Here is a 24,547-nt window from a genome sequence, read left to right as displayed (position 1 = left end):
GCCCGGGGCCACCGAAGTGGTCCCGGGCAGCGGCGCTCGTCGTGAGGGGGTCAGGCCGTCGGCTTGGGTTTGCGGGCGACGGCGACGGCGAGGGCGGCGCAGAGGAGGGCGGCGAGCGCGGCGAAGCCGCTGACGGAGGGGAGCAGGCCGTAGGTCTGGACGAGGGCGCCGAGGGCGATGATGGGGGCGGAGCTGCCGAGGTAGACGATCACCCAGAGGGCGCTCAGTTCGGAGCCGCGGCGTTCCGGGTTCATCGCGGCGACGGCGCTGGTGAACAGGGAGCGGAAGGCCACGCCCTGGGAGATGCCGCCGAGGACGCTGCCGATGAAGAGCAGTGCCGGGGTGCCGGTGTACTGGGCGGCGACGACCAGGCCGAGGCCGGTGGCCAGGCCGGTCATGCCGAGGGCGGTCACCACGCGGTCCGAGGTCGGCGGGACGACCAGCTGGGTGGCGGCCGAGGAGCCGAGCAGGAGGGCGGCGACGATCGCGCCGACCAGCTTGGAGTCCGTGTGCAGCAGCTTGGCCGCGAAGGCCGGGGCCAGGCTGAGGTAGACGCCGAACACCGCGTAGGAGATGAACCCGGCCGTGGCGGCGTGCAGGAACTCGCGGCGGCCGGTCTGCGGCAGCCGCAGGCGCTGCGGACGCAGGTGGGCCGGGGTGGTGATCCGGGGCGGCGACGCCGACGGGCGGTTGCGGCCGGGCATCCGCGGGTGGAGCAGTGCCAGCGGCACGCAGAGCGCGAGCAGCGCGATGGCGTGCAGCAGGAAGGGTGTCAGCAGCGGGTCGGAGCCGCCGGCCAGCAGGGCGCCGACGATCGGGCCGAGCGCGACGCCGCCGGCGGAACAGGCCAGGGTGATCTTGGCGGCCAGGGTCGGCTGGTCGGGCAGCAGGTCGCCGAGGGCGGCCCCGGCGGCGCCGGTGGACAGGCCGACGGCGATGCCCTGGACGGCCCGGCCGGCGGCGAGCTGCCAGAAGCTGCCGGAGGTGGCGAACACGACGTCGCCGACGGCGGACAGGGCGACGGCGGGCAGGATCAGGGCGCGTCGGCCGAGGTGGTCGGACCAGTGGCCGACGATGGCCAGCACCGGGACGAGCGCCAGCACGTAGATCGCGAAGAGGACGGTGGTGTCGAGCGCGGTGAGGTGCAGCCGCTGCTGGAGGAGCGAGTAGATCGGCGTCGCGAGGTTGGCGCCGATCAGCATCAGCAGCAGGGCGGCGGCCACCAGGCCGACGCGGACGCCGCGCAGCGCGTTCCAGCGGCTGATCGCGGCGAGCTGGAGCTGGGCGCGGGGCGCGAGCTCCAGGGGGAGCAGGGCCTCCGACAGTCGGCGTCCGTCGAGCTGCGCGGTGCGCAGGCCGGAGCCGGCGGGGGAGAGGTCCGCCATGGCAGGGGTCTCCTGTGGCCGGGCACCACCGGGGTCGGCGGGGTGTGCCGGTGTGCCCGTCCGGAGGCGCTGTGGTGGTGGCCGCGGTTCGGGCTCCCTGGTGGGGCGAGGTGAGCTGAAGAGGGCCCCTCCGGCCCGGGGTCGGGCGGAGGGCGGTCGGGCTTCGTTGCCCCGTGGCCCGCGCGGGGTGTGCGCGGTGCCAGACCGAAGGATAAGGGGTGGGCGTACGCCCACGGCGCGCGCCCCTGGGTGCGCCCCGTACGGTCGGGCGCGGGGGGTGCCCGACCGATACGCTGAGGTGATGGATTGGTACGCGGCGCTGTTGGGCTGACCGCTGGCTGAGGGAGAGCGCACGGATATGGCCGGACGACGTCGCAGGAACACCGGGGCTTCGGCGGGCGAGAGTGCGGCCGAGGCGGTCCTGCCCGCCGACCTGGAGCTCCAGGACCTCTACGGGGCGTTCGCCGCGCACGGGCTGGACGACGAGGACCTGGACGACGCGGCCGTCCTGGTCCCGCCGGTGAAGCTGCCCGCCGAGCGCGAGCTGGCCGAGCAGGCCAGGGCCGTGCCGATGCTCGGGTACGCGCTGGCGCTGGCCCGCTGGGCGGCCCCGCACCGGGCGGTGGACGAGTTCGGCGACCTCGTCGAGGCGGACCGGGCGCCCGCGGCCCGGCTGCTGGGCCTGGCCCCGGCCGAGGGCGAGCTGCCCGAGGAGGCCGAGGTCGAGGCGCTGCGGGCCTGGTCGCTGGCCTGTGACCTGGACCTGGTGGAGCTCGGCACGACCGCGGAGGGCGAGCACGTCGCCGTTCCCGGCCCTGACCTGGAGCCCGCCGAGCAGGGGGACCCGGAGACGGTCCTGGAGCTGTGGCTGACCGCCGCCGGGATCGTCCGGGAGCTGGCCGTCGAGGCGGACTCGCTCCCGGAGGAGGCCGGGGAGGAGGCCGAGGGCGAGCCGGCCGGGGACGGCGAGGAGGACGAGGACGCGCTCTCCGAGCTGGAGGAGGCCCGCGACGAGGCCGCCGAGCTGCTGGACGAGGCCCTCCAGGTGCTCTACGAGACCACCGCCTTCGCCGAGCCCGGCAACGAGACCGTGCCGCTGGGCGTGCTGGCCGCGCTGCTGGTCGTCCCGGAGGGTGAGGAGCCGAGCGAGGAGCTGCTCGGCGACATCACGGACGTGATGGTCGCGCTGGACCCGATGCTGGGCGACCTCGCCGAGCTCGGGCTGCTGGAGTACCGCCCGATCGACCCCGAGCTGTTCGACGAGGAGGACGGCGAGGAGCCCGCCGTGGTCGGCGAGGAGCCGCTGGACGAGGAGGAGTCGGCCCGCTTCGGGCTGGTCCGGCTCACCCCGCTCGGCCAGTACGGCATCCGCCAGTGGCTGCTGGAGGACGGCTACGACGCGCCGCTGGTCGGCGACCTGGCCCAGGGCGACGCGGCCGAGCTGCTGCGTGCGGTGTGCGAGTCGGCCAACGTGCTGCCGGAGGAGGAGCTGCGGGTGTGGGTCGCCGGCCGGGAGCCGGTGGCCGCGGCGCGCGAGCTGCTGGCCGCGGCGCGCGGCGTCGACGGGTACGGCCCGCTGCGGCGGATGCTCTGCGTCTCGGCGCTCAACCTGCTCGGGGCGGGGGCGGAGCCGGCCGTCCGGGAGGTCATGGAGGACCCGGAGCTGGGCGGCGCGGCGCGGGCCTGGCTGACCGCGCAGGGGGCGACGGACGTGCCGGTGCCGGACCGGGCGATGGCGCTGTGGACGGTGGTCGACACCTTCGCCGCCCAGCTGCTGGACAACGGCGGGGACGCCGAGCTGCTGCGCGAACTGATCGCCGACCTGCCGGTGAACGGCGATCCGGCCGGCTGGTTCGGCGAGCTGTGGCGGGTCGACCACCCGTACACGGCGGACGTCCTGGAGGCGATCGGGGAGCTGCACCCGGACCGGGCGCTGGCCAAGGAGGCGCGCAAGGCGGCCTTCAAGGCGCGTTCCAAGAACTGAGGGCTTCGTCCCGGTCAGGGCAGGTCCAGGGAGCCGTCCTCGGTGAAGGGGAAGAACGGGTTGTGGGCCAGCTCCCAGAGGTGGCCGTCCGGGTCCTCGAAGTAGCCGGAGTAGCCGCCCCAGTGGGTCGGGAGCGGCGGCTTGACCACCACGGCGCCGGCCTCGACCGCCGTCCGCAGGGCGGCGTCCACCAGCGCGGGGGACTCCAGGTTCACCGCGAGGGTGACGCCGCGGAAGGAGGGTTCGCCGGTGGCGGGCACGCCCGCGTCGGCGGCCAGCTCCTCGGTGGGGAAGAGGCCGAGCGCCGAGTCGGCGGTGCGGAACCAGACGATCTCCGGGCTGGAGGCGGTGGAGCGCTTCCAGCCGAGGGCCTCGTAGAAGCGGGCGCTGCGGTCGAGGTCGGTCACCCCGAGGGTGACGATGCTGATCCGGGCGGGGAAGGTGCCCTGCTCGGTACGGGCCTGGGCTGCGTCGTTCTGTGCTGTCATGCCGCCAGGTTAGGGAGGGCGGCTGACAACCGGGTGCCCTGACACGGCCACCGCCCCCGTCCGGAGGCGGAGCTGATGACCCGGCAGCTGCGGGCACGTAAGGTGGCGTCAGCGGTGCGGGTGCGAGGACGCGGGGGTGCGGCACAGGATGATGCGGGAGAGCGGCGGCAGGCACCAGAAGCCCGTGGAGCGCCTCGCGGACCGGTGGGTGGGCCCACCCGCCGACCGGTCGGCGGAGCCGGGCGAGGGCAGGTCCGACGGCAGGTCCGACGGGCGGCCCGACAGCAGCCTCGCCGACCGGCTCGCGGGCCAGGAGGAGTTCTCCCGCCGGACCCTGGCGGCGGCCGACTTCCCGGTGTACGGCGTGGCCGCCGGTCCGGCTCCCGCCGGTGCCGCGCTGGCCGCCTTCGAGACCTCCGCCGGTGAGCTGCGCTGGGTCGAGGTCCGGTGCGGTGACTGGCGTTCGGCGGCCGGCCCGCACCTGACCGTGCGCACCTACCGGCCGGGGGCCGAGCGGGGCGACCGGCTGCCCGAGCTGGAGGACCTGGTCGAGGACGAACGGGACCGCCTCTACGAGCAGTCGGGCATCGACGAGGGCGACGGGCCGGGCCGGGTCCGGGCGTTGCGCGAGTGGATCACGGTGGACGGCGAGCCCCACGCGGTGGAGGTGCACGAGGACCGGCCGGTGCCGGGGCCCGGCGGCGCCGTGGCGGACGGGCCGGTGCCGGTGTGGGCCGGGCGGCTGCGGGTCGGCGGGCTGACGGTGACGGTGTGCGGGCGCGGGGTCGCCCCCGGAGCCGTGGAGCTCGGCCCGATCGGCGACTTCGAGCACTACCTGCGCGGACGGACCGAGCTGCTGCGCGACCTCGCCGTCCGGCGGGCCCGCCGCGTCCCGGTCGAGGAGCGCGAACTGCCGCCCGTCGTCGGGATGGCGGCGCACCGGGAGCTGATCGCGCAGACCGTCGCCGAGTCCGCGGCGATCGAGGCGCAGGTGCGGGTCGGGCGCACGCCGAGGCTGCCGCGCGGGCTGCGCGGGGAGGCCGGCGCGGTGCGCTGGGAGGCGGCGGTGCGCCAGCAGATGCGGCTGGCCACCGAGACGCGGGAGGAGGCCGTGGCGGCGGTGGCCTCGATGGTGAACCACCTCACCCGGCTCTCCCGGCAGACGCACTGGCTGGTCGGCACGGAGGAGGGCGCGGCGGCCGTCGAGGAGGTCGTCCGGTACACGGTGTTCGCGAGCGAGGTGGCGAGCCTGCCGGCGCAGCGGGCCTGGGAGCAGCTGCGCCGGGAGCGCCCGGGCGGCGGCGGGGCGGGCGTCTGGGAGGAGCAGCGGCTGGCCGAACAGCTGTGGCTGTCGGCCTGGGAGCAGTGGCGGGCCGCGCGGCGCTGACGGGGGAGTCCCGAGGGGAGCCCGGTGGGAGTCCCGAGGGGAGTCCCGAGGGGCGCGAGGGTAAAGCGCGGGTCATGTGAACGTCATCAGTTGGCAAATGGCCGCCTGGGCGTGAGCCTGCCGTCACGCCGGGTTCACCCGACCGGCGGAGCCTGCTGGGCGTCGGCATCCCGCACCGACGCTCCCGCTCATCCTTCAGGAGTTGCTGCCATGTCGCTGTCCCGCCGGGACTTCGTCAACCGTTCCACCGTCGTCGGGGCCGGCGTGCTGATCGCCGGCGGCGCCGAGGCGCTGGCCAGCGCCCCGGGCGCGATCGCCGCCCCGGCCGGCGGCGAGGCCCCGGCCGCCGCGGCCGCCGGGACCAACTCGGCCGCCGGCACCGCGGTCGGCTACGGCCCGCTGGTCCAGGACCCGGCCGGGCTGCTGTCCCTGCCGAAGGGCTTCTCGTACAAGGTCCTCAACCGGGCCGGCGTCACCAAGCTGCGCAGCGGCGAGTTCACCCCGAGCAACCACGACGGCACCTCCGCCTTCGAGGACGAGCGCGGCGGCAACCTGATGGTCGTCAACCACGAGCTGGCCGGTGCCCGCGCCAACTGGCCGCACCCGGTGCCGCTGATCGAGGGCCACGTCTACGACCCGGGCGCGGCCGGCGGCTGCACCATCGTGCACGCCAAGCGGGACGGCTCGGTCGAGCAGTGGGTCGGTATCGCCGGCACCGCCACCAACTGCGCGGGCGGCGTGACCCCGTGGGGCACCTGGCTGTCCGGCGAGGAGACCGAGGACAGGGCCGGCAAGAACGGCTTCACCAAGGACCACGGCTACGTCTTCGAGGTCGACCCGTTCGACGACGACTACAACCGCGACCCGCAGCCGATCAAGCCCTTCGGCCGCTACGCGCACGAGGCCGTCGTGGTGGACCCGAAGAAGGGCCACGTCTACCTGACCGAGGACGCCTCGAACCCGAACGGCCTGCTGTTCCGCTGGACCCCGCCGGCCGGCTTCACGCACGGCCGCCACAAGCTGCGCAAGCTGGCCGAGGACGCCGGTGTGCTGGAGGCCTTCAAGGTCTTCGATGCCCAGGGCAAGTTCGTCGACGACCTCTCGCGCGCCGCCAAGGTCGGCACCACCTACGGCGTGGACTGGGTCAAGGTCCAGGACCGCGACGCCAAGACCGTCTCGGTGCGCAAGCAGTTCAAGGACGGCGAGGTCACCCGCGCCCGCAAGCTGGAGGGCATGTGGTGGGGTGACGGCGGCTTCTACTTCGTCTCCAGCTACGCCCGTTCGGAGAGCCCGGTCCAGCACGACGGCCAGGTCTGGTTCTACAACCCGAACCGCCGCACCATCACCCTGAAGGTCCTGCTGGGCGTCAACAACGACGTCTGGGGCGACCACGACAACTTCGACGGCCCGGACAACATCACCGTCTCGCCGTACGGCGGCATCGTGATCGCCGAGGACGGCAACGGCGTCTCGCACCTGTTCGGCGCCACCGAGGAGGGGCTGGTCTTCCCGATCGCCCGCAACGAGCTGAACACCGGCACCGCCGAGAAGCCCGAGTTCAGCGAGTTCACCGGGGTGACCTTCTCGGACGACGGCAAGACCCTGTTCGCCAACATCCAGGAGCCGGGCATCCAGCTGGCCGTCAGCGGCCCGTGGCACCGGCTGAACGAGCACAAGCGCGGTCAGGGTTACGGCGCCTGACGGATCGTCGCATCTCCGGCTGCCCGTGGACTACTCGTCCGCGGGCAGCCGCAGTTGCAGCATCGCCAGCAGCCGCTGCTGCGGCTGGGCGAGGTCGACGCCGGTCAACTGCTCGGCGCGGCGCACCCGGTAGCGCAGGGTGTTGGGGTGGATGTGCAGGGCGTCCGCGGCCACCCGGACCTCGCCGAGCGCGTCCAGCCAGGCCAGCACCGACTCGGCCAGCCGGGTGCCGTGCCGACGGTCGTACTCGGTGAGCGCCGTCAGTCGCGGGTCGCGCAGGCCGGTGTGCTCCTGGAGCAGCGCCAGCATCTCGCTGACCAGCACCTCCGCCTGGACGTCGATCAGCGCCGCGACGTCCAGGTCCACCCCGCCGCGGCCCATCGCGTCCAGGATCCGGTCCGCCTGCGCGCGGGAGTCGGGCACCTGGGCCAGGCCCTCGACGGTCGAGCCGATCGCGGCGCGCAGCGGGATGCCGAGGTGGTCCCGGGCGGCCGTCACCACCTCGGCGGCCCAGCCGCGGACGGTCGTCATGGGCAGTCCGGCCGGGAGTTCCGGCAGCAGCACGTACACCCGGGACTCGATCGGGGCGAGCAGCGCGGTGCGGTGCCGGGCGGCGGTGTGCACCGAGATCAGGCCGGTGACGTCGGCGCGGTGCGGCGCGTCGGTGGTGCGGGCGCTGTAGGCCAGCACGGTGGCCGGGCGGCGCAGGTCCAGGCCGAGGTGGGTGGCGAGCGACTGGGGGCCGGTCGAGCCCTCCAGCAGGCCGGTGAGCAGGGTCTGGGTGAGCCGGACGTCCGCGGACAGCTCCCGGCGGCGGCGCACCAGCTGGGCGGCCGCGACCCGGGCGGCGCCGACCAGGGCCTGCTCGGCCAGCGGGGCCAGCGGCTGCGCGCCCTCCTGCACCCAGATGGTGCCGAGCGGCTGCGCCCCGGCCCGGATGCCGACCGCCAGGCGGCGGCGCAGGCCCAGCTCGGGGTGCGGCTCGACCGCGATCGGGGTGTCCGAACCGCGCAGGTGCTGGAAGATGCCCCACTCGCGGAGCTTGGACAGGTACGGCTCCGGGCCCTGCCAGCCGAGGATGGACAGCCGGCGCAGGTCGTCGACCTCGTCGGAGTCGGAGGAGCGGGAGTAGGCCAGCACCCGGCTGGAGGTGTCCTCGATCGAGACGATGCCGTTGGTGAGCACGGCGACGGTCTGGGCGAGGGAGAAGAGGTCGCCCGCGTTGGGCTCGGGGGCGCCGGGGGCGTCCGGGGCGTCCGGTCCGGCGATGATCGCCCGGGCCAGCGAGTCCAGGTGCTCCCAGCGGGTCTCGCGGCGCACCGAGAGCAGGGCGACGCCGGCGTCGGTGGCGGCCTCGCGCAGCGCGTCGGCCTGGCCGGGGCCGTCCAGCTTGACCGCGACGGCGGCGGCCCCGGCCCGGCCGGCCGCGCGCAGGGCGGGGAGGGCGGCGCGGCCGCGGGCGCCGATCGCGAGCACGAGCTCGCCGGGGGCGGCGGTCGGCGGGTCCTCCGGGTCGAGGATCGCGACGTCGCGCACCGGGACGTCCAGCCCTTGCGGTGCGGCCTGCAGTTCGACCAGCGGTTCGCCGAGGGACATCAGCAGTTGACGGAGCGGCAGGCCGGGGGTGGTCACGCCGGTCCTCCTTCATCCGCTCGGACAACGATGTGTGGTTGATTTTAGCCGGGCGGACAGAGTTCGGGTTCGTCAGCTCTGAATAGTTGATTTCGACTATCCGAGACTGGATAGTCAATCCCGACCAACCGATGAGGAACGTTCTCATGGCGAAGCGACGCAAGGTGTCGAACCCGCTGGCCCTCGCGGTCCTGGCCGAGCTCACGATCGAGCCGATGCACCCGTACGAGATGGGGCGCCGGCTCAAGGAGCAGGGCAAGGACCGCAACATCAAGTACAACCGGAGCTCGCTCTACATGGTCGTGGAGCAGCTGCGGAAGGCCGGGTTCGTCGCCGAGCGGGAGACCGTCCGCGACACCCAGCGCCCGGAGCGCACCGTCTACGCCCTCACCGCGGAGGGGCGGGCGGAACTCGACGACTGGATGCGCGAGCTGGTCGCCGAACCCCAGCACGAGTACCCGGTGTTCGGGGTGGCCCTGAGCCTGCTGGCGGCCCTGCCGGTCCGCGAGTCGGTGGACCTGCTCGCCCGCCGGCTGGAGGCGCTGGACGCGAGGATCGACGCCTCGCGCGCCGCGCTGCACCAGGCCGGCGCGATGGACCTCCACCCGATGTTCGTCATCGAGGAGGACTACGCCCTCGCGCTGCTGCGGGCCGAGCGGCGCTACACCGAGAACCTCATCGGACAGCTGGGGGAGCCGGAGTTCGGCCGGACCCTGGACGAATACCTGAGGAGGCTGGAATGAGCGTGACCCGCACCATCGGGAAGGCCCTGGTCATCGGCGGCGGCATCGCCGGACCGGTGACCGCGCTGGCGCTGCACCGGGCCGGCATCGAGGCGGTCGTGTACGAGGCCTACGGGAGTTCCGCCGAGGGCGTCGGCGGAACCTTCATGATCGCGTCCAACGGGCTCGCGGCCCTCGCCGACGTCGGCCTGGAAACGGACGTCGCCGCGATCGGGCAGGCGATCGACCGGATGATCGTCGAGGACGGCGGGAACGGTGTCCTCGCCGAGTTCCCCGAGGCGTCCGGCCGGGTGATGCGCCGGGCCGAGCTGTACGCCGTGCTCCAGCGGCGGCTGGAGGAGGAGGGCATCCCGGTCCGGTACGGCAAGCGGCTGGCCGGCGTCGAGGAACGTGCGACCGGCGTCACCGCCCGGTTCGCCGACGGCACCGCCGCGGACGGGGACCTGCTGATCGGCGCCGACGGCACCCGCTCGGTGGTCCGCGGACTGATCGACCCGGCCGCGCCGGGGCCGCGGTACACCGGCCTGATCGGGGTCGGCGGGTACAGCGCGCACCGGCTGGAGGGCCCGCGCGGCGCCGGCCGGTCCATCCACTTCGCGCAGGGGGCCCGGGCGTTCTTCGGGTACTGGGCGCTGCCGGGCGGCGCCGGGACCACCTGGTTCAGCAACATCCCGCAACCGGAGCAGCTGACCGCGGAGCAGGCCCGGGCGGTGACGCGGGAGGACTGGCTGGCGCTGGCCCGCGAGCGGCACGCCGAGGACCTGCCCGCCCGGGAGGTCCTGGCCGCCGCGGACGAGGCGAGCGTCGAGGTCTTCCCCCGGCTGGAGATCATGCCCTCCGTGCCGCACTGGTACCGGGACCGGATGGTGCTGGTCGGCGATTCGGTGCACGCCCCGTCCAACAGCTCCGGACAGGGGGTCTCGCTGGCCGTCGAGAGCGCCGTCGAACTGGCCCGCCGCCTCGCCGGGCAGCCCGACGCGGCGAGCGCCCTGGCGGCGTACGAGACGGCCCGGCGGCCGGTGGTGGAGGCGGTCGCGGCCCGGGCGGCGGTGGTGAACGACCAGAAGGCGGGCGCCGGAGCGTGAGCCGCCGGCGGGGGCCGGGGGCGTGAGCCCGGAGGCGCGGGGTGGTGCGGGGTGGTGTGAAGGACGGGGCGGGAGGAGCCGGTTCGTGACCGGGGCGTGACCCTGTTCGTCGGGCCGGACAACGCCGTACGGGGGAATTTAGCCGCCCGGCCAATCAAGTGGCCCGGTGGCCAGGAATAGCGTTCGTGCTGTGGCCGGCGCGCGACCCGCGCCGGCAATCCCCCCGCATTGAACGAAGGAGAGCGTGCGCTCTATGGACGCTGTGACCCAGGTCCCCGCGCCGGTGAACGAGCCGGTCCGCAGCTACGCCCCCGGCAGCCCGGAACGGGCTCGTCTGGAGGCCAAGCTGAAGGAGCTGGGCGGCCAGGAGCCGGTCCAGCTGACCATGACGATCAACGGTGAGCGCCGGATGGGCGCCGGCACCGAGATCCACGTCGTCCAGCCGCACAACCACGCGGCTCGGCTCGGCACCCTGCGCAACGCCACCCAGGCCGACGCGCAGGACGCCATCGACACTGCCCTGGCCGCGGCCCCGGCCTGGCAGGCGCTCTCCTTCGACTCCCGCGCCGCGATCTTCCTCAAGGCCGCCGACCTGCTGGCCGGCCCCTGGCGCGAGACCCTGGCCGCCGCCACCATGCTCGGCCAGTCCAAGACCGCCCAGCAGGCCGAGATCGACACCCCCTGCGAGCTGGTCGACTTCCTGCGCTTCAACGTGCACTTCGCCCGCCAGATCATGGCCGAGCAGCCGATCTCCTCGGACGGCGTGTGGAACCGCAGCGACCACCGCCCGCTGGAGGGCTTCGTCTACGCGATCACCCCGTTCAACTTCACCGCGATCGCCGGCAACCTGCCGACCGCGCCCGCGCTGATGGGCAACGTGGTGCTGTGGAAGCCGTCCCCGACCCAGCAGTTCTCCGCGCACCTGCTGATGCAGCTGCTGGAGGAGGCCGGCCTGCCCAAGGGCGTCATCAACATGGTGACCGGCGACGGCCTGGCCGTCTCCGAGGTCGCGCTCAAGCACCCGGCGCTGGCCGGCATCCACTTCACCGGCTCCACCGCCACCTTCCAGCACCTGTGGCGCGAGGTCGGCAACAACATCTCCGGCTACCGCACCTACCCGCGGATCGTCGGCGAGACCGGCGGCAAGGACTTCCTGGTCGCCCACCCGTCCGCCGACCCGAAGGTCCTGAAGACCGCGATGACCCGCGGCGCCTTCGAGTTCCAGGGCCAGAAGTGCTCGGCGCTGTCCCGCGCCTACGTCCCGGCGTCGATCTGGGCCGGCCTCAAGGACGAGTTCGCCGCCGAGGTCGAGGGCCTCACCATGGGCGACGTCACCGACCTGTCCAACTTCATGTCGGCCGTCATCGACGAGCGCTCCTTCGCCAAGAACAAGGCCGCCATCGACCGGGCCCAGGCCGACGACTCCGTCGAGGTCCTGGCCGGCGGCACCTACGACGACTCGGTGGGCTACTTCGTCCGCCCGACCGTCCTGGTCTGCCAGGACCCGGCGAGCGAGTACTTCAAGGACGAGTACTTCGGCCCGATCCTCGCCGTGTACGTCTACGAGGACGAGAAGTACGAGGAGATGCTGGCCCAGATGGAGTCGGTGTCGCCCTACGGCCTGACCGGCTCGATCATCTCCCAGGACCGCGCCGCGGCCCAGGACGCGATGCACAAGCTGCGCTTCGCCGCCGGCAACTTCTACATCAACGACAAGCCGACCGGCGCCGTCGTCGGCCAGCAGCCCTTCGGTGGCGGCCGGGCCTCGGGCACCAACGACAAGGCCGGCGCCAAGCAGAACCTGGCGCGCTGGACCTCGACCCGCTCGGTCAAGGAGACCTTCGTCCCGCCGACGGACTACCGCTACCCCCACATGGGCTGACCAGCCCCTGTGACCAGCCGGCTCGTCCAGTAGCCACCGGTCACCCGCGACGCCCGGTCCCGCAGCCGGGCGCCGCCCGCCGGGGCGGCGGACCCTCCCAGTTGTCGCCCGCCGCCGCCCTTCCCGGGACGCGCTGCGCGCGGCACCCCGGATTCCGCCGCCCCGGCCCCTCTGCCATCCTTGGAAACACCAGCTCCAGGAGTCACGATGCTCCGTTCCGCCCTTCTCGCGGCGTCCCGGTCCCCGCAGGTCCGCACCGTGGTCGAGAAGTTCCCGCCGACCCACGCGATAGTCGAGCGCTTCGTCGCCGGTGACGTCCTCGACGACGCCGTCACCGCCACCGACGACCTGATCGCCACCGGTCGCAAGGTCACCCTGGACCACCTCGGCGAGGACACCCAGGACGCCGCCCAGGCCGCCGGCACCGCCGAGGCCTACGAGCACCTGCTCAAGGCCCTCAAGGAGACCGGCCTCGCGGCCGGCGCCGAGGTCTCGGTCAAGCTGTCGGCCGTCGGCCAGTTCCTCCCGGTGGACGGCGAGAAGATCGCGCTGGAGAACGCCCGCCGCATCTGCGAGTTCGCCGCCGACGCGGGCACCACGGTGACCCTCGACATGGAGGACCACACCACCACCGACTCCACCCTCTCCATCGCGCGGGATCTGCGCGAGGACTTCCCGTGGGTGGGCGTCGTGCTCCAGGCCTACCTGCGCCGCACCGAGGCCGACTGCCGCGACTTCTCCGGCCCCGGTTCGCGGGTGCGCCTGTGCAAGGGCGCCTACAAGGAGCCCGAGTCGGTCGCCTTCCAGGGCAAGCACCAGGTCGACCTCGCGTACGTCCGGGCCCTGAAGGTCCTGATGGCGGGCGAGGGCTACCCGATGATCGCCTCGCACGACCCCAACATGATCAAGATCGCCGGCCAGCTGGCCCAGTGGAACGGCCGCAAGCGGGACTCCTTCGAGTACCAGATGCTGTTCGGCATCCGCCCGGAGGAGCAGCTGCGCCTCGCCGGCGAGGGCAACACGATGCGCGTGTACCTCCCGTACGGCCAGGAGTGGTACGGCTACTTCATGCGCCGTCTCGCCGAGCGCCCGGCCAACCTGACCTTCTTCCTGCGCGCCATGGCCACCCGCGGCTGACCAGGCGCCCGCAAGGCTACGGCCCGCACCCCTGACGGGGGGTGCGGGCCGTCCTGCGTGCCTAGGAACGGGCGAAGAACTTGGTGTCCAGCTCGAAATCGAAGGGCGCGGGGAGGGCGAGCGGCTCGCCGAAGGCCGCCAGGTGGACCTCGGTGTACTCCTCACGGTGCGGCCTGCTGAAGAGGCTGACCTGCGATTTCTCGCGGTCGACGAGGAGGTAGAGCGGGATGCCGGGACGCGCGTAGCAGTGGCGCTTGGCGATGCGGTCCTGGTCGGGCTTGCTGGAGGTGATCTCGGCGACCATCGCGACCCCGTCCGGGTCCATCCAGGGCGGGGCGTCCCAGAACAGGTCGAGCTCCCGGGGAGCGAAGGTCAGGTCCGGGATGACGTAGTTCTTGGGGCAGAGGCCGCCTCTGGCCAACCGCAGCCCCTTGTTGCCGGAACCCTGCATGCGGATCGCGGACTTGGCTTTCACCTCGTCGATCAGCAGGTCGAAGTAGCATTCGTGCCTGCCGTCCGGCGGTGGTGCCACGATGATCTCTCCCTCGATGAGCTCGGCCCGGAAGCCTTCGGGGGAGTGCAGGCTCAGGAAGCTCTCCAGCAGGATGTCGGCCTGCGATGGGGAGCCCGTGATCGGTTGCTCATGCGCCACAGCACTCATGATGCCCCTCGTTCAGGTGGACGTCACGCTAGTCACGGGTGGGCCCGGCTCTGCCGCATACGGCGGAGTTTCACTCGATGGTGTGAGTTTGAGGTCGGCCCTAGGATCTTCCTGCTGGTGAACTGGCTTTTCGAGTGGAGGAGTTGGGGATGCTGAAGGCCTTCGCGGAGCTGTCCACGCCGTTGGTGGCGGATGCGTGCGTGCGGCTCGGAGTGGCGGTGCGGGTGGCGCCGGTGGGGGCGCGGGCGGTGGTGGCCGGGGCCCGGGTGGCGGGGCGGGTGCTGCCGGTGCGGCACTACGGGAGCGTGGACGTGTTCCTGGAGGCCTACGCCGAGGCCCGGGACGGGGACGTGCTGGTGATCGACAACGGCGGGCGGACCGACGAGGCCTGCGTGGGGGACCTCGCGGTGCTGGAGGCGCGGGCCGCCGGGGTGGCCGGGATCGTGGTGTGGGGGCTGCACCGGGACACCCCGGAGCTGGTGGAGATCGGGCTGCCGGTGTTCAGCTACGGTGCGCTGCCGCTCGGCCCGGTGCGACTGGACGACCGGGAGCCGGAGGCGCCGCTGTCGGTGAAGTTCGGGCCGCACCCGGTGGGCGCCGGGGACGTGGTGTTCGCCGACGCGGACGGGGTGCTGTTCGTCCCCGCCGACCGGCTCGCGGAGGTGCTGGAGGCGGCCGGCGCGATCGCCCGCACCGAGCGCGCCCAGGCCGGGCGGATCGCCTCCGGGGACACGCTGCGCCGGCAGACCGCCTTCGACGAGTACCTGGAGCGCCGCGCCGCCGACCCGTCGTACACCTTCCGGCAGCACCTGCGGCGGGTCGGCGGGGCGATCGAGGAGTAGTAACCCGCTGACAGTGCGCGGTACATGACGTGCAGTCCGACGTATCCGTCGACCGGGCAGCCGACGCCGGCCGCGGTCAGCCACCGAGGACGGCGTCCTCGACCAGGGCGGCGGTGTGCGCCTGGCCGGCGGCGTTGGGGTGCACCACGGCGTACTCGAGGGGGATGAGGCTGGTCAGCACGCCGTCCAGCCAGTGGTCGGTGTCGCAGACGCTGTGGCCGGCGGTGGAGGGGTAGAGGTCGACGAAGGTGTCCTGGTGGCGGGCGGTCTGGGCGGCGATGATCCCGTTGAGCGGTTCCAGGACGGCCGTGCGGGCCCAGACGAGGTCGCCGGTGGTGAAGGTGCCGAACTGGAGGAGGTTCCCGAACTGGCAGAGGTCCGCGCTCTCGGGGATGAGGTGCGGGTAGCCGACGGTGATCACCCGGGCGGACCGGGCCTTGGCGTGCAGCGCGTCGAGCATGGTGGCGTAGTCGCCGTTCAGTTGGCGCATCCGGTCGGGCAGGCCCGCGTCGTACTTGTCCTTGCAGGGCGTGCCCTGGCCGAGGTGCGTCGCGCCGAGCTCGATGCAGTCCTTGAGGATCCCGCCGAAACCGAGGTCGTTGCCGCCGATCCCGACGGTGACGAGGTCCGCGTCCGGGCTGACGGCGTCGATCTGCGGCGGGACGGGCGGGTAGGGGGCGTTCGGATCGGTGCCGAACGGGGGGAGCGGGCGGCCGAGCGGGGACAGCTTGGTCGCGTACACGTTCTCGGTGGTGGCGCCGCTGCAACTGGCGTTGTTCAGATCGACCAGGGGGCCGAGGTCGCGGCGGATGATCTCGGGATACGACCCGACGGTCCGGGCGCAGCCGTCGAGCGGCGCGGTCTCGTCGCCGGTGGCCTCGATGATGCCGGCGGTGTAGGAGTCGCCGAGGGCCGCCCAGCGCAGTGCGCCGGCGCGGGGGCCCGGCCGGGCGGCGGCCTGGGCGGTGGTCGGAGTGATCAGCCCGGCGGCGAGCGCGGCGGCGGTGCCGGCGATGGCGAGGCGGGACAGGAAGCGTGGCACGGCTCTCCTCCTCGGGTGCGGGGGAGAGTGCGATTCACCCCCCTGAGAGTCAATCGAGTCGCGGTGTGGACGACTTGATGCCTCAGGAGGGTGAACCTGTGATGCGTGAAGGTGACGTCGTGGGCTACAGCATCGCGGCGGCGGGCTCGATCATCGCCCGCGCGGTCTTGCCTTCCACGTACTCGCCGAGTGCCGTCATCTCCCACTCGCCGCCCGGGCGGCGGACCAGCTTGCACATCACCACACCGGTGTACGGCTGGGAGTTGGTGAGGTCGAAGCGGACCAGCTCCTCCTCCGTCCGGGCGTCCAGCAGTCGGCAGTAGGCGTCGCGCACCTCGGTGAACTTCTGGCCGGAGAAGGAGTTCACCACGAAGACCAGCCCGTGGACCTCGGCCGGCAGACCCTCCAGGTGGACGGTGATCACCTCGTCGTCGCCGCCCTCGCCGCCGACCAGGTTGTCGCCGGAGTGGGAGATCGCACCGTTGAAGATGTTCAGCTTCATGAACCAGGCCGTCTCCAGCCGCTTGTGGCCGGCGTCGAAGGCGAGGCAGGAGGCGTCCAGGTCGATGTCGCGGCCGCGGGCGGCGGACTTCCAGCCGAGGGCCATCCGGACCGAGGAGAGGAACGGGCGGCCGTTCTTGATCAAGGAGACCGAGCTGCCCTTGACCAGGTTGACCCGGCCCTTGTCCAGGGTGACCTTGGCCGGGGCGGCCGGGGCGGCCGGGGCGGCCGGGGCGGGTGGCGCGGTGGGTGCCGGGGGAGCCGCGGGCATGGCCGGGATGGTGGTCTGGCCGGTGGCGAGGGCGATCCGCGGGTCGACCGCGGGAGCGACCGGGGCGACGGTCGGAGCGGGCGGGGCGCTCGGCGGGGTCGGGAGCTGGAGGGTCGGGGCCGCCGGAGTCGGCGCGGCGACCGGGGCCGGGGCGGCGACCGGGGTCGCGGTGGCCGGGGAGTCGTCGACGGTGACGCCGAAGTCGGTGGCGATGCCCGCGAGGCCGTTGGCGTAGCCCTGGCCGACCGCGCGCACCTTCCAGGCGCCGCCGCGCAGGTAGACCTCGACCACGATCAGCGCGGTCTCCAGGCCCAGCCGGGGCGGGGTGAAGGTGACCAGGACCTCGCCGGTGTCGGCGTCGCGGACGGTGGCGGTGGGCTCCGTCCCGGCGAAGGTGGAGACCTGGTCGGCGGGGCTCGCGGTGACCACGATCTTGCTGATGCCGGCCGGGACGGCCCGGGTGTCGACGGTGATCGCGTCGGGGGTGCCGGCGGTGGCCGGGTGGTGGCTGACCCCGGGGCCGTTCGGGGCGTTGAAGAAGACGAAGTCGTCGTCCGAGCGGACCTTGCCGGCGTCGGTCAGCAGCAGGCCGGAGACGTCCAGCGCCTTGGGCGCGCTGACCTCGACGGTCACTCGCGCGGCGGTCAGTGGTGCGTTGCCGCCTTGGGTCAGGACGGTGGACACGGACTCCTCCTCGGGTGCGGAACGGCGGCCCGGCCGGGCCCGTCGGGGGCTCCGGGCCGGGTGCTGCCCACAGTAACGAACGGGGGTACGGCGATGCGCCCGTCCGGACGGTCGACTGTCGGATCGTCGGATGACCGTGACGAACGGCGGTGAGGAACGGCCCGACGAACGGCCGTCGGCCGGTCAGCGCGCCGCGGCCGTGGCTGACGGGGCCGCCGTGGCGGCGGGCGACGCCGGTGCGTGGCCGAAGGCGCCGAGCGCGGCGACCGCCCGGGGGTGGTCGAGGGCGAAGGCGGAGACGCTCCAGCTCTCCGCCGGGGCCCCCTTGCGCACCCCGGGGGACGGCTCGGCGGCCGGACGGGCGCCGCGGACGGCGAAGGTGTAGTGGCCGGGCCGGACGTCGGCGCCGGGCGGGGTGGTGAAGCGGTAGACGAGGGTGCCGCGCTCCTGTTGGACGGTCACCACGACGCCCGGCAGGTCGGTCCAGACGGTGCCGGTGCCCGGGGCCAACTCGGCCGGGGCGAGCCGGAATTCGGCCTGGAACGCGGTGACCCGTTCGGTCACGTCGAGGGTGAGCCGGTGCCGCAGGCCGGCCCGGCCGAGCGGGGAGGCCGCGGCGGTGCCGGAGAGCGTGCGGTCGGAGTCCGGGGCGGCCGAGGGATCGGTCGGGCCGGTCGGGGAGTCCTCCGGGCCGGTCCAGGAGTACGAGCCCGAGGGCCCCGGGAGGGAGTCCGGGTCGGAGGCGCCCGCGCTGTCGGCGCTGTCCGGGGCGGGCGCGGAGGGCGGCGGCGCCGGGTGGCCGGGCCTGGCGGGCCGCGCGCCGGGCGGGTGCGGCGTCGGGGTGGCGAAGGAGGGGCCGGTCGGGGCCGGACCGGAGGGGGAGGGCGAGGGGCCGCTCGGCGCCCGGCCGTCCGACTCGGTGCCGGCCAGCAGGGTGCCGGAGGGCGGTGCGTCCTGTCCGGCCGAGGCCTGGCCGCCGGTCAGGGGAGCGGCCGGGGCCGCGGTGCGGGGCGCGGGCGGGGTGGCCGCGACCGTCGCGGCGACCGAGGGGTGGGCGGACGGGCTGGTCGAGGAGTGACCCGCGGCGGGGTGGGGGTGGCCGGACGGCGAGGCGCCGCCGGCCGGGGTCTGCGCCGAGGCCGCCTCGGCCTGGTCGCCGGCGCCCGGTGTGGGCGGCGGGGTGGTGCCGACCCGGGCGACACCGTCCTGCCGGCCGATCCCCTGCTGCTCGTTGAGCAGCAGGGTGGTGGCGATGCTGATGCCGACCACGGTGGACATCGCCATGGCGGCGCCGGAGAAGCGCACGGTGGGCAGCCGGAACCAGCCGCCGAACGGTCGCGGACGACCGTGTCGACCGTGTGGTGCGGGCTCGTGCCGCACGTCCCGCGCGGTGTCCTCGCGCACAGCCACCGGACCCCCCTCCTCCCCGAAGCCGCCGTCGCGTCGCCGTATTCTCCCACGCGCCGTCGCCGGGCCCCGCTCCGGCCGTCGGGGGTGGTCGAGGGCCGTTCCGCCGCGGGCCCGCGCGGGGGAGGGAGAGAGCGTACCAGCGGGTGACCGCATCGTGGTCAACTGCCATCCACTTCGTGGACACCCCTTCGACGTACGGAAGTTGACGTTCAGTCTGACAAGCCTGGTAAGGGGCGGCAGCCCCGGCGGGGGATTATTGCAACCTCCTTGCAACCCTTGCCCGGCCGGACGGCGGTGACGCAGGCTGAGGGCATCCCACGCCGTCCCGGAGAGACCGTCATGCCGCCCGACCCGCTGTCAGCAGCCTCCAGTGCACCCCTCGCCGCCACCCCCACGGGCGGCGATGGGGACGGCTCCACCGCCGCTCCGGCGGCGGTGGAGGAGGTGCTGACGCTGCGCATCTCGCTGGGCGAGGAGGTGGTCGGCGATGTGCGCACCCGGTTCCGGTTCGACGCCGCGCGCCCGTACGAGGTGCTGCTGACCTTCCACCTGGGGCGGCCGGACGAGGCCGACTGGGTGTTCTCGCGGGAGCTACTGCGCGACGGCCTGTGCGCGCTGAGCGGCCACGGCGACGTCAAGCTGTGGCCGGCCTACTGCCCGTGCCACGGCTCGACGCTGCACCTGGCGCTCGAGTCCCCGCACGGCAGCGCACTGCTGGAGGCCTCCAGGCCCCGGGTGCAGGCCTGGCTGGACCGCACGTACGCGCTGGTATCCGAGGAGCGGGAGCGCCGCTGCGGACCCACCGACGCCGAGCTGGCCGCGCTGCTCGCGAGCGGCTGACACCGCGACGGCGGGGCGGCCGGGTACGGGCACCGGGCGTCAGCGGCGCTCCCGTTCCCCGTTCGCGCCGAGCGGCGGGCGGGGCGGTGAGCCGGGCAGCCGGGCCGTCCCCGCGGCGAGCTCGGCCCGCAGTCGCCGGACGGCCGGGGCCGAGGAGGCGGGCAGCAGGTCGTACGGGTCGTCCGGGCCGTCCACGGTGACCAGCACCGACTCGGCGATCCGGTACGGCCGGTGGGCCAGCAGCCCGCCCAGGTAGCGGCGCAGCCGGGACAGCTCGGCGCGGACCGTCACCGTCCGTCCCGCGTCCCCGAACAGCGCCTCGGCGAGCTGGGCGGCGGTGCTGCCCTCGCGGCCGGTGGCGAGCAGCAGCAGCAGTTCGGCGTGGCGCGGGCTGAGCGGGTGCGACCAGCTGTCGGCGGCGCCCCGGACGGACAGCTCGGGGCGGTCCGGGCGGCGCAGGTCGAGCCGGAGCCGGGCCCCCTCGGCCTGTTCGGCGGTCACCCTGCCGGAGCCGTCCTCCACCGGCGCGCGGACCGGGCGCACCAGCCAGCCGTCGGCCAGCGGTTCCAGCGCGCACTCGCCGAGTCCGGGCACCCAGTGCACGGCGGCCGGGGTCCAGCCCTCGCTGGGCACCCGCACCCGGCTGGGCGGCGGCAGCCCGGCCGCGGCGGCCGTCCAGCCGGCCGCGTCCACGACCAGGGCCGGGCCGCCGACCCGGGCCAGCAGCGGGGCGGCCAGGGCGCGCAGCTGGTGCAGCGCCTCCAACCGGTGGGCGCGCAGCTCGGCCTCCGCGAGCCGGGCGGCGGTGGCGGTGAGCTGGAGCAGGTACGGGCGGATGTTGTGCGCCGGGCCGCTCAGGTTGATGGCGCCGACCAGCCGGCCGGTGCCGGGATCGCGGATCGGGGCGGCCACGCAGGTCCAGGAGTGGTGGCTGCGCAGGTAGTGCTCGGCGGAGTGGACGTGCATCGGGCGCCGGGCGCGCAGCGCGACCGCTATGCCGTTGGTGCCGACGCTCTCCTCGATCCAGCGGGCGCCGGTGATGAAGCCGATCCGGTCGGCGCTGCGGCGCAGGCCGCGCTCGCCGTCCTGCCAGAGCACGTGGCCCTCGGCGTCGGCGACGGCCAGCAGCAGCGGGGGCGCGCCGCCGGCCTCCAGCAGGGTCTCGCGGAGCACCGGGAGGACGGCGTCGAGACCGCTGGCGCGGCGGCGCTGTTCTATTTCGCCGGGGCCCAGCAGGGCTGCGGTGGCGCCGGTGTCGGGGTCGAGGCCCAGGCGGCGCAGCCGGGCCCAGGAGTCGCCGATCTCGGGGCGGGGGGCGAGCGGGCCGTCCCCGCCGTCCTCCTCGCCGAGGGCGGGAGCGGCCAGTTCGCGGGCGGCGGCGTCGGCCAGGGTGCGGTCGTGGACCTTGGCCAGTTCCGCGGCGCTCAACGGGGCGCGGCGCTCCGGCCGTCGGGACTGCCGTCCGGTCTGCCGCACTCGCACCGCTCCTCGCCGCCGTTCGAGGACGCGCCGGGGCCGACGCGCTGACGAAAGCGTACGGGTGTGATGCGCCGCTGGGGATGGGGTCGGGCAAGTCGGCATACCGGACGGTATGGAATGCGGGCCGGGGCCCGGGGCGGGGTGTCCGTCGGCGGGCGGCCGGGGGAGGGGAGCCGGCAACCGGGGGAGGGTGTCCCGGCCGGTCGCGCCGGCCCGGCGCGACCGGTGTGGGGCGGGCGGGTCAGCGTTGGGCGTCGGGTCCCTGCTGGGCGGCCTCCACCGTGTGGTGCAGGTCGGCGGTGGCCTCCAGGGTGGCGCCGGTGCTGAGCGCCAGGCAGGCGGCCAGGGCCACGGCGGCGGCCCGCAGCCAGGTGCCGGGGGCGGCGGCCGGGCGGGGCTGGAGCAGGGCGGCTACCCGGCGCGGGACCGGGCCGGAGTGGGCGGCGGCGACCGTTCGGGGGCGGGTCGGCCAGGGGGCGCGGCTCGCGGCCAGGGCGGCCCGGCCGACCGCGCGGGCGGTCACGGCGCGGTCGCCGACCCGGGCCGCCGCGACCTCGTCGGCCCAGCGTTCCAGGTGGTAGCCGAGCGGCGCGCGCAGCGGGCGGAGGGCCGGGTGGATGTCGGCGGCGTGCTCGGCGAGGGCGAGGAACAGGTGGTGGCGGGCGGTCAGGTGGGCCCGTTCGTGGGCGAGCAGCGCGGCGCGCTCGGGGCCGCCGAGGGCGCGCAGCATGCCGGAGGTGACCACGATCCGGCCGGGCTCGCCCGGTCGGCCGGGGCGGCCCAGCCGGCCGGGCAGGGCGAAGGCGTCGGCGCGCTCGTCGTCCACGACGGTGAGGGGGTGGTCGACGGGGCCCAGCAGGGCGGCCAGCCGGTCCGTGGTGCGCGTCCGGCGCACGGAGGCGTGCGGGGGGCGCACGTCCGGATGCTGGGCGGGGGAGAGGACGCGGCCGACCCGGCGGGCACCGGTCCGGTCCGCATGGCGGTCTCCGGCGTGGGCCCCGGCGTGGTCCGGGGCGTGGGCCCCGGCGTGGTCCGGGGCGTGGGCGTCCGCGGGCTCCGCGCGGTGGTCGCAGACCGGGAGCGAGGCCGGGAGCGCGGCCCGGGCGGTGCGCAGCTCGCGCGTGCGCCGGCGGGCGGTGCGCACCGCGAGCGCGCCGAGCGCGAGGAGCGCCAGGGCGGCCAGGGCGGCCGCGAACGGGGCGGCGGGCGCGGCCGCGGTGAGCCAGGGCAGCGAGAGGTGGCCGAGGGCGGCGACCGGGGGGAGCTGGAGCAGGCCGTCGGCGGCCAGCAGGCCGAGCGAGCAGAGGGTGCCGCCGGCCAGGACGGCGGCGGTGCCGGCCAGCATCCAGGAGGCGGCCCGGGGCGCCAGCGCCTCGGCGAGGCGGCGGGCCAGCGGGGCGGCCAGGAAGGGCAGCAGCAGGGGGACCCAGACGGCGAGCATCATCGGCCGGCCGCTCCCGGCAGGCCCGGTCCCGCCCCGGGCAGGTCCGTCCCCGGCAGGTCCGCCCCCGGGATGCCGTCGCCGAGCAGGTCGCGCAGCAGTTGCTCGTCCTCGGCGGAGAGGTCGGAGACGAAGCGGGCCAGCACGGTGGAGCGGTCGGCCTCGCGGCCGAGCTCGGTGTGCATCCGGCGGGCGGCGAGCCCGGCGGTGTCCTGGACGGTCGGGGTGTAGGCGTAGGCGCGGCCGGCCCGGGTGCGTTCGACCGTCCCCTTGTCGAACAGCCGGGCCAGGATCGTCGCGATGGTGGTGCGGGCGAGGTCCCCGCCGAGCGCGGCCTGGACGTCCTGCGGAGTCATCGGCTGCCGGGCCGACCAGAGGGCGGCCAGTACCTCGGCCTCCAGCTCCCCGGCGGGCCGGCGGGCGGACGGTACGTCGGGCATGGCGGCGCTTCCTCCAAGTTTCGTCTACAGTCATGTAGACCGTCTACGCAACTGTAGACGGTCCGGGCGGGTTTCGATGCGAACCGCCCTCCAACGTACGGGAGGTCCGTAGGCCTTGTTCCAGTTCCTCGCCGATCCGGCCGTTCACCTCGCGGTGAACCCGCTGGACGCGTCCTCGCTGCTCGCCGCGTTCGGCGCGCTCGGCATCGCCGTGGTGCTGTTCGCCGAGACCGGCCTGCTGGTGGGCTTCTTCCTGCCCGGCGACTCGCTGTTGTTCACCGCCGGACTGCTCTGCGTGCCCGGCGCCACCAAGGGCCCGCAGCTGGAGCTGTGGCAGGTGCTGCCCGCCGCCCTGGCCGGCGCGCTGGTCGGGGCCCAGGTCGGCTACCTCATCGGCCGGCGCGGCGGCCGGGCGCTGCTGCGCCGGAGCAGCCGCAGGAGCCTGCTGGAGGGCGTCGCGCGGGCCGAGGAGCTGCTGGCCAAGTACGGCCACGGCAAGGCGATCGTGCTCGCCCGGTTCATCCCGGTGGTCCGAACGGTGCTGAATCCGCTCTGCGGCGTACTGGACGTGCCGGTCCGTTCGTTCACCCTCTGGCAGGTGGCCGGCGGCGCGGTCTGGACGGTCGGCGTGGTGCTCGCCGGGTACGGGCTCGGCTCGTCCGTCCCGGGCATCGACCAGTACCTGCTGCCGATCATCGGTCTGGTAGTACTTGTCTCCGTGCTCCCCATTGTTCTCGAACTGTTCCGCGCCCGTAAGGCGCGGCGTCACGGAGGTGACGTGTGATGCCCTCCCGGGCGCTCGCCGTGTACGACGGCAGCGGCATCGACGGCAGCCTGTACACCCGGGTCAACGGCTGGGCGCAGTCGGCCCCGCACTGGCTGGACGAGCTGATCAAGGTCTGGTCGGCGCTCGGCCTCGGCCTGTTCGCGGTCTTCATGCTCTACGCCTGGTGGCGGGCGCGCGGCGCGGACTCGGTGACGATGGCCAAGGTGCTGGCCTCGCCGGTGATCGTGGTCGTCGCCTACGCCGTCAACTCGGTGTTCAAGGGCGCGGTCGAGGAACTCCGGCCGTGCGCCCAGATCCCCGGTAGCGTCTCGCTGGAGACCTGCCCGGGCACCGGGGACTGGTCCTTCCCGAGCAACCACTCGGTGATCGCCTTCGCCGCGGCGATCTCGCTCTGGTTCGTCAGCCGGCGGCTCGGCGCCGTCGCCACCGTCTTCGCGGCGCTGATGGCCGCCTCCCGGGTCTGGGTCGGCGTGCACTACCCGCACGACGTGGCGGTCGGCGCGCTGGTCGGCATCCTGGTCGCGCTGGTGCTGGCGCCGCTGGTCGCGCGCTGCGGGCCGCTGGTGGACCGGATGCGGTCGAGCGCGCTGCGCCCGCTGCTGGGCCCCGGCTCGCTGCCGGTGGTGACCCGCGGGTACGCGTCGCACCGGGCGCGGTAGCAAGGATTTCCGGGCGGCCGCCCCTTGTCCGGTTTCGGACGGCGGGTGGAGCATGTGAGCCGGGCG

General features: G+C 74.6%; 21 protein-coding genes. 11 read left to right on the top strand and 10 right to left on the bottom strand.

Going from position 1 to position 24,547, the window contains the following annotated elements:
• Positions 1-50: 50 nt before the first annotated feature.
• Positions 51-1,385 carry an MFS transporter gene (locus ACFRAR_RS04005; RefSeq protein WP_380694487.1) on the bottom strand — a complete coding sequence of 445 codons (1,335 nt, stop codon included), beginning with the start codon at positions 1,383-1,385 and terminating at the stop codon, positions 51-53.
• A gap of 358 nt (positions 1,386-1,743) precedes the next feature.
• On the opposite strand from ACFRAR_RS04005, the gene ACFRAR_RS04000 reads away from it, so the two are divergent.
• Positions 1,744-3,369 (top strand): hypothetical protein, encoded by a 1,626-nt coding sequence (locus ACFRAR_RS04000; protein ID WP_380694485.1) that lies wholly within the window; start codon positions 1,744-1,746, stop codon positions 3,367-3,369.
• A 14-nt stretch (positions 3,370-3,383) separates the two neighbouring features.
• On the opposite strand, the gene ACFRAR_RS03995 is transcribed toward ACFRAR_RS04000, so the two are convergent.
• Positions 3,384-3,857, bottom strand: coding sequence for a VOC family protein (locus tag ACFRAR_RS03995; protein WP_380694483.1), 474 nt, complete (start codon positions 3,855-3,857; stop codon positions 3,384-3,386).
• Between the two features lie 136 nt (positions 3,858-3,993).
• On the opposite strand from ACFRAR_RS03995, the gene ACFRAR_RS03990 reads away from it, so the two are divergent.
• Positions 3,994-5,244 (top strand): hypothetical protein, encoded by a 1,251-nt coding sequence (locus ACFRAR_RS03990; protein ID WP_380694481.1) that lies wholly within the window; start codon positions 3,994-3,996, stop codon positions 5,242-5,244.
• A gap of 210 nt (positions 5,245-5,454) precedes the next feature.
• Entirely contained in the window at positions 5,455-6,945 is a 1,491-nt protein-coding gene (locus ACFRAR_RS03985) for an alkaline phosphatase PhoX (RefSeq protein WP_380694480.1), read from the top strand.
• 30 nt (positions 6,946-6,975) lie between these two features.
• Here the strand turns inward: ACFRAR_RS03985 and ACFRAR_RS03980 are convergent, their stop codons facing one another.
• Complete coding sequence (locus ACFRAR_RS03980) at positions 6,976-8,577, bottom strand: PucR family transcriptional regulator (protein WP_380694478.1); 1,602 nt, start codon at positions 8,575-8,577, stop codon at positions 6,976-6,978.
• Between the two features lie 146 nt (positions 8,578-8,723).
• Here ACFRAR_RS03980 and ACFRAR_RS03975 point away from each other — a divergent pair, with 146 nt between their 5' ends.
• From ACFRAR_RS03975 to ACFRAR_RS03960, 4 genes are all read left to right on the top strand, one after another.
• The gene (locus tag ACFRAR_RS03975; protein WP_380694476.1) at positions 8,724-9,320 is read left to right on the top strand and encodes a PadR family transcriptional regulator; all 597 of its coding nucleotides are present in this window, start codon (positions 8,724-8,726) and stop codon (positions 9,318-9,320) included.
• Positions 9,317-10,405 carry an FAD-dependent oxidoreductase gene (locus ACFRAR_RS03970; RefSeq protein ID WP_380694474.1) on the top strand — a complete coding sequence of 363 codons (1,089 nt, stop codon included), beginning with the start codon at positions 9,317-9,319 and terminating at the stop codon, positions 10,403-10,405. Before ACFRAR_RS03975 ends, ACFRAR_RS03970 begins: the two co-directional genes overlap by 4 nt.
• A gap of 253 nt (positions 10,406-10,658) precedes the next feature.
• Positions 10,659-12,287: an L-glutamate gamma-semialdehyde dehydrogenase gene (pruA, locus tag ACFRAR_RS03965; protein WP_380694472.1), complete on the top strand. Its 1,629-nt coding sequence runs from the start codon at positions 10,659-10,661 to the stop codon at positions 12,285-12,287.
• 207 nt (positions 12,288-12,494) lie between these two features.
• Entirely contained in the window at positions 12,495-13,424 is a 930-nt protein-coding gene (locus ACFRAR_RS03960; RefSeq protein ID WP_380694470.1) for a proline dehydrogenase family protein, read from the top strand.
• A gap of 61 nt (positions 13,425-13,485) precedes the next feature.
• On the opposite strand, the gene ACFRAR_RS03955 is transcribed toward ACFRAR_RS03960, so the two are convergent.
• Entirely contained in the window at positions 13,486-14,085 is a 600-nt protein-coding gene (locus tag ACFRAR_RS03955) for a Uma2 family endonuclease (RefSeq protein WP_380694468.1), read from the bottom strand.
• Between the two features lie 149 nt (positions 14,086-14,234).
• Here ACFRAR_RS03955 and ACFRAR_RS03950 point away from each other — a divergent pair, with 149 nt between their 5' ends.
• On the top strand, positions 14,235-14,927 hold the full coding sequence (locus tag ACFRAR_RS03950; protein ID WP_380694466.1) for an RraA family protein: 693 nt from the start codon (positions 14,235-14,237) through the stop codon (positions 14,925-14,927).
• Between the two features lie 76 nt (positions 14,928-15,003).
• Here ACFRAR_RS03950 and ACFRAR_RS03945 read toward each other — a convergent pair whose 3' ends face one another.
• The 3 genes from ACFRAR_RS03945 to ACFRAR_RS03935 form a co-directional block, all read right to left on the bottom strand.
• Positions 15,004-15,969 (bottom strand): SGNH/GDSL hydrolase family protein, encoded by a 966-nt coding sequence (locus tag ACFRAR_RS03945; RefSeq protein WP_380694464.1) that lies wholly within the window; start codon positions 15,967-15,969, stop codon positions 15,004-15,006.
• Between the two features lie 124 nt (positions 15,970-16,093).
• Positions 16,094-17,425 (bottom strand): TerD family protein, encoded by a 1,332-nt coding sequence (locus ACFRAR_RS03940; protein WP_380694462.1) that lies wholly within the window; start codon positions 17,423-17,425, stop codon positions 16,094-16,096.
• Positions 17,426-17,608: 183 nt separating this feature from the next.
• Positions 17,609-18,835, bottom strand: a complete 1,227-nt coding sequence (locus ACFRAR_RS03935) for a hypothetical protein (protein WP_380694460.1) — start codon at positions 18,833-18,835, stop codon at positions 17,609-17,611.
• A 339-nt stretch (positions 18,836-19,174) separates the two neighbouring features.
• Here ACFRAR_RS03935 and ACFRAR_RS03930 point away from each other — a divergent pair, with 339 nt between their 5' ends.
• Positions 19,175-19,675 carry an SsgA family sporulation/cell division regulator gene (locus tag ACFRAR_RS03930; RefSeq protein ID WP_380694458.1) on the top strand — a complete coding sequence of 167 codons (501 nt, stop codon included), beginning with the start codon at positions 19,175-19,177 and terminating at the stop codon, positions 19,673-19,675.
• 39 nt (positions 19,676-19,714) lie between these two features.
• On the opposite strand, the gene ACFRAR_RS03925 is transcribed toward ACFRAR_RS03930, so the two are convergent.
• The 3 genes from ACFRAR_RS03925 to ACFRAR_RS03915 all read right to left on the bottom strand — a co-directional run bounded on the left by ACFRAR_RS03925 (position 19,715) and on the right by ACFRAR_RS03915 (position 23,035).
• Positions 19,715-21,151 carry a GAF domain-containing protein gene (locus ACFRAR_RS03925; protein ID WP_380694456.1) on the bottom strand — a complete coding sequence of 479 codons (1,437 nt, stop codon included), beginning with the start codon at positions 21,149-21,151 and terminating at the stop codon, positions 19,715-19,717.
• 244 nt (positions 21,152-21,395) lie between these two features.
• Entirely contained in the window at positions 21,396-22,598 is a 1,203-nt protein-coding gene (locus tag ACFRAR_RS03920) for a M48 family metalloprotease (RefSeq protein ID WP_380694454.1), read from the bottom strand.
• On the bottom strand, positions 22,595-23,035 hold the full coding sequence (locus ACFRAR_RS03915; RefSeq protein ID WP_380694452.1) for a BlaI/MecI/CopY family transcriptional regulator: 441 nt from the start codon (positions 23,033-23,035) through the stop codon (positions 22,595-22,597). The genes ACFRAR_RS03920 and ACFRAR_RS03915 overlap by 4 nt, the downstream gene beginning before the upstream one ends.
• A gap of 115 nt (positions 23,036-23,150) precedes the next feature.
• Here ACFRAR_RS03915 and ACFRAR_RS03910 point away from each other — a divergent pair, with 115 nt between their 5' ends.
• Positions 23,151-23,819 carry a DedA family protein gene (locus ACFRAR_RS03910; RefSeq protein WP_380694450.1) on the top strand — a complete coding sequence of 223 codons (669 nt, stop codon included), beginning with the start codon at positions 23,151-23,153 and terminating at the stop codon, positions 23,817-23,819.
• Complete coding sequence (locus tag ACFRAR_RS03905; RefSeq protein ID WP_380694448.1) at positions 23,819-24,481, top strand: phosphatase PAP2 family protein; 663 nt, start codon at positions 23,819-23,821, stop codon at positions 24,479-24,481. Before ACFRAR_RS03910 ends, ACFRAR_RS03905 begins: the two co-directional genes overlap by 1 nt.
• Positions 24,482-24,547 lie beyond the last annotated feature (66 nt).

The organism is Kitasatospora sp. NPDC056651 (genome assembly GCF_042792155.1).
Taxonomy (GTDB): Bacteria; Actinomycetota; Actinomycetes; order Streptomycetales; family Streptomycetaceae; genus Kitasatospora.
Note: the sequence above shows the minus strand (reverse complement) of the source record. Positions and strands in the feature narration are given on the sequence as shown.

Excerpts from the sequence above, each read along its gene's own strand:
- ACFRAR_RS04005 (WP_380694487.1), bottom strand. The coding sequence starts at position 1,385 with ATGGCGGACCTCTCCCCCGCCGGCTCCGGCCTGCGCACCGCGCAGCTC.
- ACFRAR_RS04000 (WP_380694485.1), top strand. The coding sequence starts at position 1,744 with ATGGCCGGACGACGTCGCAGGAACACCGGGGCTTCGGCGGGCGAGAGT.
- ACFRAR_RS03995 (WP_380694483.1), bottom strand. The coding sequence starts at position 3,857 with ATGACAGCACAGAACGACGCAGCCCAGGCCCGTACCGAGCAGGGCACC.
- ACFRAR_RS03985 (WP_380694480.1), top strand. The coding sequence starts at position 5,455 with ATGTCGCTGTCCCGCCGGGACTTCGTCAACCGTTCCACCGTCGTCGGG.
- ACFRAR_RS03975 (WP_380694476.1), top strand. The coding sequence starts at position 8,724 with ATGGCGAAGCGACGCAAGGTGTCGAACCCGCTGGCCCTCGCGGTCCTG.
- ACFRAR_RS03970 (WP_380694474.1), top strand. The coding sequence starts at position 9,317 with ATGAGCGTGACCCGCACCATCGGGAAGGCCCTGGTCATCGGCGGCGGC.
- pruA (WP_380694472.1), top strand. The coding sequence starts at position 10,659 with ATGGACGCTGTGACCCAGGTCCCCGCGCCGGTGAACGAGCCGGTCCGC.
- ACFRAR_RS03960 (WP_380694470.1), top strand. The coding sequence starts at position 12,495 with ATGCTCCGTTCCGCCCTTCTCGCGGCGTCCCGGTCCCCGCAGGTCCGC.
- ACFRAR_RS03955 (WP_380694468.1), bottom strand. The coding sequence starts at position 14,085 with ATGAGTGCTGTGGCGCATGAGCAACCGATCACGGGCTCCCCATCGCAG.
- ACFRAR_RS03950 (WP_380694466.1), top strand. The coding sequence starts at position 14,235 with ATGCTGAAGGCCTTCGCGGAGCTGTCCACGCCGTTGGTGGCGGATGCG.
- ACFRAR_RS03930 (WP_380694458.1), top strand. The coding sequence starts at position 19,175 with ATGCCGCCCGACCCGCTGTCAGCAGCCTCCAGTGCACCCCTCGCCGCC.
- ACFRAR_RS03920 (WP_380694454.1), bottom strand. The coding sequence starts at position 22,598 with ATGATGCTCGCCGTCTGGGTCCCCCTGCTGCTGCCCTTCCTGGCCGCC.
- ACFRAR_RS03915 (WP_380694452.1), bottom strand. The coding sequence starts at position 23,035 with ATGCCCGACGTACCGTCCGCCCGCCGGCCCGCCGGGGAGCTGGAGGCC.
- ACFRAR_RS03905 (WP_380694448.1), top strand. The coding sequence starts at position 23,819 with ATGCCCTCCCGGGCGCTCGCCGTGTACGACGGCAGCGGCATCGACGGC.